The sequence below is a fragment of the Bradyrhizobium sp. 4 genome, from assembly GCF_023100905.1.
GTDB lineage: Bacteria > Pseudomonadota > Alphaproteobacteria > Rhizobiales > Xanthobacteraceae > Bradyrhizobium.
Genome location: NZ_CP064686.1, coordinates 2793730 through 2810073, shown reverse-complemented (window position 1 = coordinate 2810073; position 16344 = coordinate 2793730). Strand labels below are relative to the sequence as shown.

At 65.4% G+C, this 16344-nt stretch carries 1 protein-coding gene; it reads right to left on the bottom strand.

All coding sequences use genetic code 11. The features are described from left to right. Position 1 precedes the first annotated feature (1 nt). The gene (locus IVB45_RS12810) at positions 2-16327 is read right to left on the bottom strand and encodes a leukotoxin LktA family filamentous adhesin (protein WP_247359763.1); all 16326 of its coding nucleotides are present in this window, start codon (positions 16325-16327) and stop codon (positions 2-4) included. Between the last annotated feature and the right edge of the window lie 17 nt (positions 16328-16344).

Sequence of the window (16344 nt, the reverse complement as noted above, 5' to 3'; positions counted from 1 at the left end):
GTTACCATGCCTGTGCGAGACGGCCAATGGCCGGCTTCGTCGCCTCAATCGCCGCGTCTTTCCAGCCGGCGCGTCCCACGCGCTGACCCTGCCGGCGCAGCTTGCGCATGTCGCTCAGTCCCTCGACGTTGACGGCGGGACCAGAGCCGATGGTCTCGACCGGCTGCGGCGTCAGCAGCGCATCAAGCCGCGCCTTGCCGGAGAGACCGAGCAGGTAGAACGTCCCCCCGTCCTTCTTCGCGAGCCAGGTCTCGATGTTCTCGCTGCCCTCGCCGTCGACCGGGATGTTGCGCACCATGCTGGCGCCGGTGAAGTCGTAGCAGCAGGTGTGGGTCGGCCCATAGTTGCTAACGGTGGCCGAGACGTCGCCGGTGTAGAACACCACATAGGCGTTGCTGACATTGGCATTCCCGACCTGGCTCATCGTGAACACGCCATCCGGCTGGTAGAGTTGGAGCGACGGCCAGTTGGACGGCGCCGGCGTACGGTTGTTGAGCAGCACCTGCTGGGTTGCCGTGGTCAGCATCAGCTGACCCGGCACATAGCCGTTCAGGATCGCGACCGCGTGCGCATCAGTCCAGAAGTTCGCGTCCACCACCTTGAACTGGTTGATGATGATGCTGTCCGGATCGATCGAGATATTGGCCGAAGTCGCGACGCCGCCGTTATGGCCGGTGATGTTCATGATCAGCGGAACCGACGGGTTCGAGCGGACCTGCTCGCCCTTGACGTTGATGGTATCGGCGGCGAGATCGAGTTCCCTGACCACGCTGACCCAATCGATGGTCAGGTCGCCCGACGAAGTCAGCTTGATCACATTGCCGCTGACCCGGTCGAGCGAGACCGATCCGGCCACATCGAAATGCGTATCCCCGCTGGCCGAGATCGATCCGCCACGGAGCGAGCCGGTGTCGGACTTGACGTTGAGGTCGCCGGCGTCGCCCGGGATGCCTGTCGTGGTGAGCTGGCTGAAGACGATGTCGTCGACGGCGTGCAAGGTCTGTGTGCCGCCGCTGATGGCGGTGCCAACGGTAATCCCCCCGGCGGTCGCGGTGACGTCGAGTGTGCCGCCGGCCGTGAGATTATCCCAATGAACCACGGTGCCGCTCAGGACCGCGGTGCCGGTCGCGGCCGTGAGGTTATGACCGGTGTTGGTGCCCGCCGCGATCAGCCTTGCCGAGCCGTTGGCCGAGACCGAGCCCAGCGTCGGCACGCCGCCCGACATCACCGTCTGCGCCAGGATGAAGCCGTTGTCGGCCGTGACATTGATGTTGCCGACGTCGCCGCTGTAGCCGGTGGCCGCGAGCGACTTGAACGTCACGTTCTGGGTGGCGTGGACCGTCTGCGAGCCGCTGCTGTCGGCGGTGCCGATGACGATGCTGCCGTTGTTCGCGACGGCGCTGAAGGTGCCGCTCGCGCCTGCATCCGTACCTGCCAGCACCTGGTCGAGCGTCAGGCCGCCGGTGCCGAGGATGTCCACACTGCCCTTGACCGCCGAGAGCAGGCTCGCCTCGGTGTCGGTCAGAGACTTCAGATAGATGTCGCCGGCACTCGTGCTTGCCGACAGCCGCGCGGCACTGAGGATGAACCGGCTCGCCGCGTTGCCGATGCCGTTGGACGCGCTCAGCGAAACTTCGGCGCCCGAGCCGGCCGCGACGAATTTGGTCTGGCCGTCGCCATTGTCGATGATCGCTCCGAGCGAGGCAACGCCGCCAGCGGTGACGATGATCGAAGGCGCGTTCGAGGCCGCCGCATAGGACAGCGACGAATTCAGCTGGCCGATGGTCGCGTCGCCGGTGGTGGTCACGGAGATCACGCCGGCCGCGTTGATGGCGGAGTAAGCTCCCATCGACAGCGTCGCGGCCACCAGCGTCACCCCGCCGGAGCTGCTGGTCGCAACCACCGGCGCCGTGCCGGTGCCGGCCGCGAAGGTCATGCCACGGTTGGCGAGGAGCTGCATCAGGCCGCCGCTGGCGAGGTCGGCATTGATGGTGAGCGCGCCGCGCGCAACGTTCAGCGTCAGTGCGCCGCCGGATGTCAGCGTCCCATAGCCGCCGCTGGTGCCGACCACGAGGTCGCCGGTGACCGCGAGGATGCTGAGATCGCCGAGCGCCGAGCCGGTCACGGCGCCGGAGATATTCACCTGCACCGGCTGGAAGGTCGAGCCGTTGAAGCCGATGCTGCCGCCGGCGCGCAGATCGAGATCGGTGCCGAGAATATGGATCGCGGTACGATCCGTGAAACCGGACTCGGCGTAAATGCTGCCGGTCGCCGCGAGCTGGATTGCATTGCCGGCGGCGATGTTGCCGAGGATGAGATCGCCGGTGGTCTGCTTCACATAGATGCCCTGCGCCGACGAGACCTGGTCGAGCTGGTCGTTGGCCGGGTCGGCAAAGGCGATCTGGATCGCGTTCGCGTTGGTCGCGGGATTGCTTCCGGCAGCGCCGGGGGCACCGACATTGCCGTGCTCGGCGATCAGAGTCAGATTGCCGATATCGCCGGAGATCACGGGCGTACCGGTCACGCCGGCGGCGGCGGTGATGCTGGTCACGGCGTCGAGCTTGACATCGCCGCGGCCGGTCACCTCGATGCCGTTGGCCTGCGCCGCCGCGATCGGGCCGTAATTCGCGGTGATGCCGCCGAGCGTGAGGCTGTTCTTGCTGCCGAGATAGATGTTGGTCAGCGCCTTGGCCGAGATCGCGATCGGGTTGTCGACGACGACGAGGTTCTGCTGCGACAGGCTGACCGTATAGGTCACGACGTGGGTGGTCGGATCCGTGACCGCGCCGACGGTGAGCTGACCCGGACCGGCCGTCGCGAGCAATCCCCTCTGCGCCGGCGTCAGCGAGGAGGAATCGACGCTGGTGAATGTGAACGTCTGAGGCGCTGCCGAATTGCCGACCGAGCCGTGCGGCGCGTAGAGCATGATCTGGTTGGCGCTGACATTGGCCACGACGTTCTCGTCGATCGGCGGCGGCGCCGCGCCGACGGCCGACGACGAGACGGTGTAGGCGAGCTGGCTCTGCGTCCACTGCGCGCCCGCGGTGATGATGCCGTAGACCCGCTCGGTCGACGCGAGCGCATAGGCGTAGTTCGCATTGTAAGTGTTCAGCGCCGTTTGCAGCGCCGTATTGCTCGGTAGGCGCTGATTGGCTGTCGTTACGCCGTCGAACAGCTTCGTGAACAGCGTCGACGACAACGAGCTGCCGAACACGGTCCCCAGCGGATCTGCCGGTGCCGTGCCGAGCAATGTCGTCAGTGACGTCTTGAGCTCGTCGGTCGTGATCTTGCCGAGCAGGAACTGGTCCCTCAGGAACCGCGTCGTGGCCTCTACCTTCATGTCCGTCGTCGAGACGTTTGCGGGATCGATGCCGAGCTTGGCCGCCACCTGCGCCCGCAGCACCGTCAATCCCACCGAAGTCGGGTTGTAGGTGCTGCCGCTCGCGAAGGCGAGGTTCTTGAGCTGGAAGTAGTCGTTATAGGCCGACGTCACCATCGACTGGTAGCTGTTGACGGCGTTGGTGGCGGCGTTGCCGCTGAGCAGGTCGAGGCTGGTCCAGACGTCCTGGAGATGCTGGCTCTGCGCCTGGGTGAGACCAACCGCCGCCCTTCCGTTCAGGATGCTGGCCTGGTTGCCGTCGGAGCCGGCCGCCTCGAGGAACACCGGGCCGCCGCTCGACTGGACCGTGCCGAGACGCAGGTCGCCCTTGGACTGCACGATGTAGGTGCCGGTCGCCGATGCGCTGTCGAGAACCCCGCCGTCGACGGTGCCGCCGGCCTGCGTCGTGCCCGTCGCCTGGATCACCAGCGGATTGATATTGGTCAGGGTGCTCGCGCCGTTGATGACGGCGCTCGTCGCGCCGATCGCGCCGGCGGTGGAGTTGATCTCGACGTTCTTGCCGATCACGACGGGGTTGGCGACGTCGTAGGGCGAGGCCGAGTTGATGTCGCCGGTCGCCGAGATAAAGACGCTGCCCTGCGGCGTGCTTCCTGCCGAATTCACCTTCACCTGGTTGATCGAAAGCGAGCCGACGGCCGCGATCGCGATGTCGTGGTCGATCGAACTGGCCGTCAGGCTGCCGCCATAGACCTGCACCTGGACGGGAACACCGTTCGCGCCGATCGTGCCGATGCCGCCATCCGCCGAGAGAATGACGCTCCGGCCCGATATCATCGGGTTGTTCGCGTTCGTGCCGCTGGTGATGGCCGAATTGGCCCCGGTGGCGCTGACCGTCGTCGTGCCCGAGAGGTTGTTGATCGGACCGTTGACGACGATGCCGGAGTTGGACGTGACCAGAACCGTGCTGTTGCCGCCGCCGCTGAACGAGATGTTGATCGGGTTCGACGCCTTGACCGTATTGGTCAGCGTCAAGGTCAGGTGATCATAGATATTCTGGTACCAATTGTATTGGTTGTCCGTGCCGCAGCACTTCTCGGGATGGGTGTTGCCGCCACCGGTGTGATAGGAACCGGTTGCGGTGACGACTTCCTGGAAGTTCGAGGTCTGTGGGCCAGTGCTGCCGCCGCCGCCCTGGGCCTGCTGCACGTCCGAAACCAGGCTGATGGTGCGGGTCCAGTTCTGCCCGGTGGCCGAGTTGGGCGTATAGTGCCATCCGTAGTCGAACTGCGTCGAGCTGGTCGGACGATCCAGCGTAGCCGTATCGACCCACTGGTAGAACATGTTTGCCTTGGTCGCGTACTGGATGCCTGCCGTGCCGCTGAGGCCGGTCAGCATCGTGTCGGTATAGTGGCTCGCATTGACCCCGCTCGTTTGATACGTCGACACCTGCTGGCCGCCCGCGGCGGAAGGATTGTAGACGTACCACGTCGTCTGCTGCTTGAGCTGATCGACGATCTCGATCACGCTCGGCGCGCTCACGCCGGTATTGATGGTGTTGGTGACGAGTTGCAGACCGGTCGTGTTGTTGACCGTGATCGAGCCGGCGCCGCCTTTGACCGCGATCGTGCCTTGGGAGACACCGTCCTGGGTCGAGGTCGAGATGATCTTGCCGTTCAGATAGACGTAGCCGCCCGAGCCCTGCACCACGCCGTTCACGAGGATCTGGTCGGTGAGAGCGTTGTACTTCACCCCGATCTTGATGTCGCCGGCAGCCTCCGTCGTCGCGGAGGCCGTGATGTCGTAATAGCTGCCGTTCCGGGCGTTGACCTGAGCCTGGGCAAAGTCCGCGCCCGCATTGCGGCTCTTGAGGTCGTTGATGGCGGTCAACGTGGAGCCGCCGATATCGACCGAGTAATCGCTGCTCGTGCCGCTCTGGATGGTGCCGTTAATGTTGATGACCCCCGCCGAGATGATGATCGCCTTGCCGAAGATGAAGGGCGCGTTAGCCGGCGGGTTGGTCCCCGTGCTCGAGTTCGCGGCTGAGTTCGAAGACGCGGTCTTCGGCGTGATCACGTCGGGCTGGATATTGACGACCTGGAAGTAGGCAGAGCACCCCGCGCAATTGAATGGCGAGTAATACGTAGCCGTGTGGTTGGTGGTGGTGGTGTTGCCCTGTGCGTCTGTCGAGATCGTGGTGTAATCGTAGGTCGAGTTGCTGTAGACGCCTTGCCCGGTATAGGTATTTCGCTCCCACGGCGCGGTGGAGATGGTCTGAGCCGTCGGGCCCTCCATGATCGCGAGCGTAGCAGCGTTAGGCACGCCGCCGACGTTCGGGTTACCGGCGCCGGGCGCACCCTGGCCCATCGGCAGGAAGATCGCCGAATAGAGCGACAGGCCGTCGTAATACAGATCCAGCATGCGCGCGGTGAAGATGGTGCTGTTGCTCGCCGTTTGCTGAACGCCGTTATTGCCGTCGACGCAGCAATAGTAGGAATACGGGTGACCGCCGCCCGCGCCGATATGCGGGCTGTTCGCGTAATCGCCATAGGCGCCGAGATAGGTCGCCGCCGCCATCACCGCCGTCAGCGTGTCATTATCACCCGGCTTGAATTCGACACCCGACCATTGCGAGAGAACATCGTGGTTGGAGGTGTAGAAGCTGCCGATGCCGCCGAGGAAGACGAACGAGCCGTTGGGCGCCACCATCTGGACAGTCGCGGCGTTGAGCGACTGCGACGCGACGATGCTGCCGAGATTGTTGGTGATCTTGAGCAGGCCGTTCTCGTTGTTGACGACGCCGTCGAAATAGATGTCGGGCGTGCGGGTCAGCTGGTTGCCGTTCTGGTCGACGCCGAGTCCGCTGGAGGGATCCAGGCGGTTGTAGGTGGCCGAGATGTCGATGATCGGCGTCGCGCTCGGCGTGGCCGTGAAGGTCACATTGGAGTGCGAATCCGGGTCGACATGGTCGATCTGGCGGTAGGTGATGTTTCCTCCGGTGATATTGGTGACCGTGAGGTTGGCCAGGTCCATGAAGTCGAGGCCCCTGTTCTCGATCTTGATCATCGGCGAGCTGCGCGCGATGACCGCCGGCGCTGCGGGGTTCGTGCCGCTGTTTCCGGTCAGCTTCTGCGCCAGGATCGAGACGTTGCCGGCGGACACCAGCATATCGTCGAACGCGAAGGCATTGCCGGCGGCGTCGGAGGTATACGGCGCCTGCTGGATCAGCGCGTTGATCTGGCGCTGGAAGTCGCCGGTCGGATCGGTGCCGGACGGCGACATCGTGGCGGGCGCCGCGGGCGTCGCCGCCGCGAGCTGCGAGCGGATCTGCGTCTCGGTCAGGCCGGTCAGCGTGGCGAGCTGGTTGACGACGCTCTGGTAGGGATTGAAGCCGCCGACGATGGTGTACTGGACCACCTGGTGGTTCCAGCTCATCATCGGGTTGAAGTGATCGACGTCGGCGACATATTCGAGGGTGGGTGTCGACGAACCGCCGGACAGCAGTGACGAGTAAGGACTCGTCGTGCTCGCGGTCGGTGCGCCCGCACCAACGTCGATCGTAATGGTGATATCGTTGTTGATGCCCGCTACCACCAGGCCATTGAGTGCGACGTCGCCGGTTCCGCTGGTATGGCTGTGGTTGTCGCTGTTCTTGGCGCTGAAGATGTCCAGATAGGGATTGTAGTTGCTGCCGTTGCCGGAGGCGGTGACCTGTCCCTGGGTCGCTCCCAGGGAAATGTTCTGGACGCCGAGCACGCTCGAGGTGTTGGCGAGCGTCAGGCTCGTGGTGTCGTCGGCATTGGCCGTGCCGCGGTAAAGCGTGGAGATCGGAATGGCGGTGTTGTTGTAGACGACCGTCGTCGCGGTAGCCTGCACGCTGCTGAAGATGATGGTATCGCCCGACATGCCGGCAAAGATGTTGATCTGGCCCCAGGCCTCGACCTTGGCGTTGTTGCCGACGTTGACGGCCTGGTTGGCGTGAACCCAGCTGTTGGTGCTGGCGCCGACGCCGGCGATCGCGCCATAGAGACTGGCATTGGCGTTGTTGGACGCCGCCATCTTCGCAGCCGTGCCGATATAGATCTTGCCGGCGCTGAAGAGTTCGCGGGCATTGATGTTGACCGCGAGCGTGGCGTTCGCCGTCATGTTGGATTCGGCGCCGCCGCCGGCGAAGAAGGCGGCTGTGGCCAGGCTCGCCGTGTCGTTGGTATTGAGCGTGTTGTAGGCCTCGATGTTGATCACCGCCGCCGATGTCCGGGGATCGCCGTTGAGGCTCAGCACCGTCCCGGCGCCGATATTGGTGGTGACGGTCTGGGTGACATGCGTGTTGCTCAGTGCCGCAGCACCCGCGAACACGCCACCGGAGCCCGACCGCGCGCCGCCACCGGCCTGGTTGACGATGTCGTTGGCGATGACGACCATGTCGCCGCCCGCCGAGTTGATGATCAGATGAGGTCCAATGTCGACGGTGGTGGTCGCGTTGACGTCGTTCTGCGCGCTGCCTCCGGAGACGCCGGCCGTGGACGCCTGGTACGCATCGCCGCTGGCGGCATAGTTCGTGGTGTGCTTGGCCTGGATGTTGAGGCCGCCGAAGAACAGCGTGTCATCCGTTGCGCCGCCGTCGAACCGCGCATTGGTCACCGCGGTCGAGCTGGTCGTTGCGACCGCGGCAGCGCCGGCATAAGTGCCACCCGCGCCAACCGTCGCGTTGGAGACGTTGATGTCCTTGCCGGTCGCCGTGATCTGGAGGATGCCGGTGTAGTCGGCGTGATTCAGATGGGTCGCGTCCATATCGTCGGGGGCGCCCAGATAAGCGTAAGTGTGCGCGCTCGACGACGTCTGGGCGACCGTCGCACCCACTGCCAGGAAGCCGGTCGAAAGGCCGGTCGCCTGGGCGTATTGGCTGCTGTCGTTCTGGGCCGTGATGACCACGTCGGCGTTGGGGAGCGTTATCCCGGTGCCGCCATACGCGCTCACCGTCGCGTTCTCGGACGCCCTGGCGTAGCTGCCCTGTGCGCCGATCAGCGAGCCACCGCCGCCAGCGAGCGACCAGGCGTAGGTCGTCGTGCCGCTCGTCGGAACCAGCGCCATCGCGGTCACGGCGAGCGCACCGCCCGAGAAGGTGGTGTTGTCGCCGACATCGGCCGTGACGGTGGCCGTCACCATCGATTCCGCGACGGACACGCCGATGGCGCCGCCGCCGACCGCGACGCCAATCGCCTTGCTCGAAAGATTGGGGGTGAGCGATGCCGAGACCAGCGTGCCGACGCCGGTCGCGGAGGTGGTGATCGATGCGCTGGAACCGATCTCGGCCAGAACAGTCGAATTTTCCTTTGCCGTCGCGACTGCGCCGTCACCGGCGACGATGCCCCCCGCGACCGCGGTCGCGGACGCCGACATTGCGCCGGCCTCGCCTGCGCCAACCGCAAGGGTCGAGCTGTTCACCGTCGCGTTCGACAGCACCTTTGCCGCGACCGAACTGGATCGTCCCGTGGTGGCGATCGATACCCCGATGGCCGCAAGGCCGCCGGTGCCGCCGCCCGCGGTCACGCTCTGCGTCGAGCTGTCCATCGCCATGACGGCGACGCCGGTGCCGCCCGTGCCGGTGACGGAGCCGCCGAGCTGGGCTGTCACGGTGTTGGCGACGTTGCCGACAGCGACGGCCGCGTCCGCGCCGAAGTAGAGCGCTGCACCGCCGGCGATCGCCTCGCTGTCGACGGTCTTGCCCGAATAAGGTCCGGTGTCGGCGTCCTTGACCCGGGCGGCGACCGTCACGGAAGGCGCCGCGACGATCGCGCTCAGATTGGCGAGCACGCTGCTGTTGACGCTGGTGTAGCCGATGCCGGCACCGATCCCGACATTCTTGGCAAAGCCGGCGCCGAGCAGGAACATCTTGGTCGCGTTGGCGCTGGTGGCGGCGACGTTGACCTGCGTGCCGGTGACGTTGCCGCCCGCGATCTGGGCGGTGACGCCGTCATTGCCGCCCGTCAAAACGGTGCTGACGTCGTAGGTCGAGGTTGCGTTGGCGTTGCCCGGATTGCCCGAGGTGCCGCTCGCGACCGCGTCGCTGCCGTGCGAGGAATTGGTGCCCGCGTTCACCGACGCGAGGGTGCCGTTGTTGCCCTGGTTGAGCTGGCCGGTCTGCTCGCCCTGCGTATCCGGATCGGCGGTGTTGGTGCCGATGATGATGACGCCGACGGTCGCTCCGATGCCGACGCTGCCGCCGATACCCGCGGTGACCGCGTAGGACAGCACTTCCTTGGTGCTGAGCGCGCCGACATTGATCGCGCCGGACGAATTGAGGTTGCTGTTGCGGCTTTCCGCAATGGTCTGGCTCTTGAAGACGATGACGTTCGCCGCTGCACCGACACCGACGCCGGATCCGCTGGCTGCAATCGAGAGCGCGCCGGCGATCTCCTTGATGGCAACGTCCTCGGTGGCGTTGATGGTGACCGCGCCAGCCGCGCCGCCCGTGGGGGACTGCAGCGTGGTGTCGTAAACGCCCGCGATGGTGGTGTTGTTGGCGATCTCGATATTGGCCATGCCGGCGATCGCCGCCGTGCCGGTCGAAAGCGCCCCGCCGATCGAATAAGCCTGGAAGCGGTTTTTCGTCGTTGCCTGGACGTCGAGCGCACCGCTCAGATTGACCGCGGTGGTGTGCGCCGCGCCGTTGCCGTGGTAGTGGAACTCGTCGCCGACATAGGCCTCCGTCCGGTTCGCCGAGACCTGAACCAGGAACGCCGCGCCGATCGCGGCCTGGCTGCCATACGCGCCCGAGCCGTTCGCCGACGCGATACCTGTGGCGTCGTAGGCGTTGACCGTGAGCGACGACGCCGTGAGGGAGCCGCCGTCGACATAGGCCTCGGTAGTCGCGACGAAGACGTTCAGCCCGACCGAGCCGGTGCCGAAACCGACCGCGATCGATGACGCGTCCTGCTCGGCATTGGCTTTCACGGTGACGGCGCCCACTGTTGCGCTCGTCGACTGCACGCCACCAACGGTCGCATTGGTGATGTACGCTTCGGTGTCACGCGACATCGTCGTGCTGAGAATGGTCGCGCCGCCGCCCCCGCTCCCGGTTGGCGGCACCACGCCGGCGCCGAACGCGCCCGAATAGGAGAAGCTGCTGGCGGCCACGTCGATCTGCGGGTCCAGCGTCGAACTTGCCAGCCGCGTGTCGATCGCCGCGCCGTCGATATAGGCCTTGGTGGATCCGCTCATCACATTGGTGATCGGATTGATCATGATGGAGATGCCCGAGCCCGCGGACAGGGTGGCGACGTTGGTGACAACGGCCTGGTGCGAGCTGGCGACGACGGCGAGGCCGCGCACACTCTCCTGAGTCTCGCTCAGATCGGGCGTGGTGTCGGTGGGCGCGCTGAAGCCACCGAGATCGATCGCGTGCGCGAGCGTGCCGCTGTTGACCGAAAGCACGTCGCTCGTGCTGGTTCCGCGCGCATCCACTTTGGTCGTCGTCCCGCTGATATAGGCCGCGGTGGTGCCGGTGATCTTGTTCGTGACCATCGAGCCCGCGCCGCCGGCCGCGCCCTTGCTGATGGACACGGCGCCGGCGAAAACGCCCGCTTTGTCATTATTTCCGGCAAGCACGGCAACGTTGTTGTTCGCGGTGACGTCGGCCCCGCCGGCAATGCTGGCGGTGACGTTGGTTCCCATCAGATTGGTGGCGACCGAGCCGGCAAGGCCGATCTGCGAAGAAATCGCAATACCCACGGCAACCGTCGAGATGCTGGCGTTCGAGTTCGCGTTGACGGCGACATTGCCCGAGGCGGTCAGCTTGGAACCGGTGACACCGGCGCTGACATTGTTGGCAATGCTGCTGTAGACGAGCGCCAGGCCCGCGGCGCTGCCTTGCGTCGAGCCGCCAGCGACGGCGGCGGCTCCTGTGATGCTGGAATTCTCGGTCGCGGTGACGGAGATGTTGGAGGCCGTCACGGTCGATTGCGTCGTGTCGGACTGGTTGTTGCCGATAGCCGCCGAAACAGTATTGGCGATCGAGCTGATCGTCATGCCGCCAACGCCGGCAAACTGGCCGCTCGCCAGACCGAATCCGATCGTGACCGACTGGATCTTCGTGGTGTCGACCGCATTCACGCTGACTGTGCCGAGGGCCGACATCCGGACGTTGGCGATATAGGCCGAATGCGTCGTCGCGATGGTGTCATACACCATCGAAGCGCCGACATTGTTCTTGCCTGCCTGGATGGTGCCCGCAACGGAGACGATGCCGGCGCCCGGACCGTTACCCGCGCCGCCGTTGAGCGCCGCCGCGCTGAAATCTATGCAATTCGCCGTGCCGTTTCCGGCGGCGGCCGTGCACGTGTCAGATGCGAGATGACCGCTGTTCGACTTCTTGACCAGATTTCCGAGCGCCGTATCGAGGTCCGACACAGCGCCACTGTCCGCCAGCACCGTCACGCGCCCGACATTGATGTTCACCGTCGCGCTGCTGCTGATATACGCCGTCGTCGTGGGCGTAATCTCGTCGACGACGATTGCCCCGGCAAGTCCGTTGGCGTTGCTCCCTGCCCCGCCCGAGGCCGCGCCCGCCGCAATCACGCTGGCGCTGTCAGCCAGCACCAGCAGGCTGTCATAGTTCGAGATCGACGTATTGCGGATATGCGCGTCGGTGGCATTACCGCCCGAGGGATCGGCAATCGACGCATAGGTCAGCGCGATGCCGACACCGGCCTTGCCGCCCGACAGATAGAGCGAACCGCCGCCGATCGCGATGTTCGTGGTCTGATAGGCATCGACCTCGATCGCGCGGTTGGTCCCCGTCGCGAAGCCCGTGATCGTCGAGTTCTCGATATAGGCATTGGCACTGTCCGTGACGATGCCGACAGATCCCGACAGAGCGAGCGCATTGGCTGACGTTCCGCCGGCCACGCCGAGGGCGACGACGGTTTCCGACCCGCCATTGAGCGCCTGCACCGTCACAGACATCTGGTTCTGCATCGTGGTGCCGGAGATATAGGCGAGCGTGGCATTGTTGGACATCGCAGCCGCGATGGCGGCGCCGATCGCGGCTCCCTGAGACGACCCGCCCGACATGTTGGCCGCGGCGGAGCCGGAGCCGTTGCTCAGAATCGTGTCGTTGAGCGCCTGCACGATCGTATTCGTGTTCACCGCGGTCGCCGTGGTGAATTTGTTGACCGACGTATTCTTTATATAAGCACTGGTCCCGAGCGAGACGTCGCTTACGGACGAGCTGCCCGCAAGGTCCATGGTGAAGCCGCTCGTGCTCGATCCCGAGCCCGAGCTGATCTTGTTTGCAGCCAGCGCGATCCCGGCCGGCCCGCCGGTCGCGGCGGCACCGGCGGCGTTCGCCTTGTCGGCGAAGCTGGACAATGACGGTTCGCTAATCGAAGCCGCGACGGCCGCGGACGTGATCCGGCCAGAGGTGGTGGCGCTGATCGTAAGGTTGTCGGCGTTGACCGAGCCGCTTCCGCCGCCGTTGCCGGCAAACGGATCGTTGCTGCTGAACGGACCGGGCCGGATGTCGGAGTGGTTGTCGCCGATATAGGCGGACGTATCCATATTCGCGCCCAGATAGGCAACGGACAATCCAACCGCCGAACCGCCGCCGACATTGACCGCGCCTGCGATCGTCACGACCGAGAGATCCTGCTGCGCCAGGACGTTGAGCGTCGGAGAAAAGACGCTGGCCTGGCTGGAGATCGCGGCGTGCGTCGTGTTGTTGAGGAAGCCGAGCGAGGTGATGCCGTTCAGAGCCAGCGCGCCGCCGGCCTTTCCGGACGACGGCGCGACCGCGACGAACTGATCCGAGGTGATCGCGTTGACGGCGATATCGTCCGCCGCCCGCAGCGATGCACTCTCCGAAACGCCGGCGATCGTGCTGGTGTTGAACTGGACGAAATTGAGCGATCCGCCCACCGAGGAGCCGCCGGAGGTGTTGCCGGGCAGGAAGCCGAGTGTACCGACATTGCCGGCGGCGTCGATCGACGCCGTCGTCGTCGTCGCCGCGATCTGGATGCTGGCGTCGTAAGTGTGGACGTCGCCGTTGTTCGCCGTCGCGGACCAGCTGCTGCCGCAAGCCGCCGTGCATGTCGCGGTCAGGCTGGCGCTGCTGGCCACCCACGCCGTCGTATCGTTGTTCACGACGAAATGGTTCACCGAGCCGGCCACGGCGGCGGTATCGCCCGCGTCGGCCGTGGCGTTGGCATAGCTGGTCAGGATGTTGCCGCCGACGCCGAGATTGCCGTTGAGGTGGCTGAGAACCTCGGTCAATCCGTCCCACTTCAGCCAGGTATTGGTGATCGGCATCCAGGTGCTGGCGTCGACGGCGATGTTGGCCGCATTGATCACGGTACCGCCGCCGACATAGGCGTTCGAATTGTGATTGAAATTGCCCCATGCGACCGCGGCGCTGATCGCGACCCCCTCGCCGCTCGTCGGGTCCGAGGCGATCGCGGAAGCCGTGGCGTTGCTGCGCACGCCGCGGTCGACGAGGGTGCTGACGACGGCGACGTTGCCACTGACATAGAGGTTCGGTGCGCCGCCGCTCGGATTCTGGCCGATCGACGCGGTGGCGTTTTCGGTGCTGTTGGCCAGCGACAGCGCGGCGGCGGCCTTCAAATTGAAATTCACCGGCATCAGCGGGATCATATGCTGGGCGATGATCGAACCCGGGCTGGCCGTGGAGACCATGAAATCCTGGATCGCGCCGATCACGGCCGGCGTACCGACGATGGTCGAGGCCATGGTCGAGTTGCTCGTGGTGTTCGACGTCGCCTCGACCATCACGGAGCCGTTCATCCGGGACGACGTGCTGGTGCCCAGGGACGCGCCGAGCTTTGCGGTGGCCGACGTCGTGACGTCGCTGATGGCGAGCGCCCCGCCTATGCCGCCGCTCGCATTCGGTGTGCTCAGCGCGACCGCGGTGGCACTGGTCGCGAACGAGTTGTTGTTGATCGCACGCACCGTCAGCGCGTTGCCGGATGCAATCACGTTGCCGACGGAAAGGTTCGCGCCGGTCGCGACATTGGCGGTGGTCGAGACCGAGCCGGTGGAATAGGCAACGGTGGCCACGAACTGCGCGCTGGACGTCGCCGCGACCGCAGTCACGTTCAGCGTGGCGTCGTTGATGGCGTGGATGTTGAGGTTGCCGCCCGCGCTGATCGTGGCGCCGGAGGCCACGTTGGTGGTGACATTGCCGTCGAGCTTGCCGACGACGGCGGCGGCCCCGATCGGCGAGCCGCCGAGCAAGGTGCTCGCCAGCGCCGGATCCTGCGCCGTTTCCGAACCGTCCGACTTGATGTCGACGTTGCCGATGCCGTTGATGTTGGCGTGGCTGTTGATGTTGACCGTCGCCGTGGCGCTCGCGGCCACATAGCCGCCGTTGAGGCCGAGCAGCGAGGCTGCAAGCGTGGTGCCGACCAGCGTGAAGAGGCCGGGCACCGAGCTGGTGAAGCTCGATGTCGCCGTCGAGGTCGCACCAATCGAGATGTCGCCGCCGGTGATCTGGCCGTCGATCGTGATTCCTGTGGTCGCGGTGGCCTGGCCCGAGAGCTTGGTATCAGTCGCCGTCGCGGTCAACGTGACACTGCCGCTGGCGTAGTTCGTTCCACCAACATTGATCGCCTGGGCGAGAATCTTCGCTCCATTGACGATGCTGATGGTCGGCGCGTCGATCTCGACATTGATGGCGTTGCCGACGGAATGAGTCTTGGTGGCGTCGAGGTTGCGGGCATCGATCACCGCATGCGCGGCCAGTGTGACCGAATTGTCGGCCTGAACCAGATAGGTGCCACCAGCGCTGAGCGCCGCGATGGCGTTGGCGACGGACGTGTTTCCAAGGGTTACGCCGACGTCGCCCTGGCTGGCGTCGCCGATCACCACATCGGTCGGGTCGATCAGCAGCGTGCCGGCCCGGCCATTCGGCGCGGCGAGGTTGATGGTAACGCCGCTGCCCACGTCGATGATGCCGTTTCCGCTCAGCTCGACCAGGCCCGCATTGCCGGTTTTCGAGCTGGCATTGATCTTCGCGCCGCTCTTCACGGTCACGTCGTTGCCGGCGTTGACGAGGACGCCGCCGGCATCCGCGGTCCTGCTCGCCGTGCTCAAGCGCGCATTCTTGCCGAGTTCGGCCTGGTTGCCGGCCACGACCGTGATATTGCTCGGCGTCGTGGTCCTGCTGCGCGCGGTCAGCCGTCCGTTGACGCTGGCGCTGTTGACGGCGCCGATGTGAATGGAGCCGTTGCGCACGGAAATCGCGGCAGCGCTCCGCAGCCCCTTGGAATTGACCGAGGCCGCAAACTTTGCGGCGTGATCGAGATTGGCAATGTCGCGCTGGCTGGCGCCACCGACAAGGACGTTCTGCCCGGTCAGGCGCACGCCATCGATGGCATTGACCCGGCCGTAGATCCGGATGTTGCCGTCCGGCGAGACCGGGAACGAGCCCGCCATCAGATTGGCGACGGCCGATCCGTTGATCTGCCCCTGCGCGCCGATCAGGCTGTCGGTGAACTCGCGCGTCGGCGTCGAGACGTTGAGGCTGCCGACATTGACCGTGCCGCTGCGGCCGACCACGAAGCCCTTGGGATCGGCGAAATAGACGTTACCGCCGATCGCGCCATTCATGTAGGAGTTCAGCGTGCCGTTGACGTAGACCGGTGCGTCGCGAACGATGTTGACGAGATTTTGCGTGCCGGTCGGCAATTGCAGATTGACCGTGTTGCCCTGCCCGACGCTGAACTGCGAGAACGAGTTGAAGGCACTGGTGCCGGAGACGGTCGACGTCGTGACGGTGGTCACGCTGCCAGACGTCTGAAGGCTGGTCCCGGTGCGGCCGTCCGGCGTGATCACGTTCGCCGGCTGCGCCTGCAGGCGAACGCTGAACACCGGCAGGAAGACCATCTGCATCGCGCAGAGCAGTGACATCGAGCGGAAACGCGCGAGCCCCCGCAGCGTCAGCTCGTCATTGTCTCGCCTTGCAGATGGTCGGCGCATTTCAGATCCTCTTCATC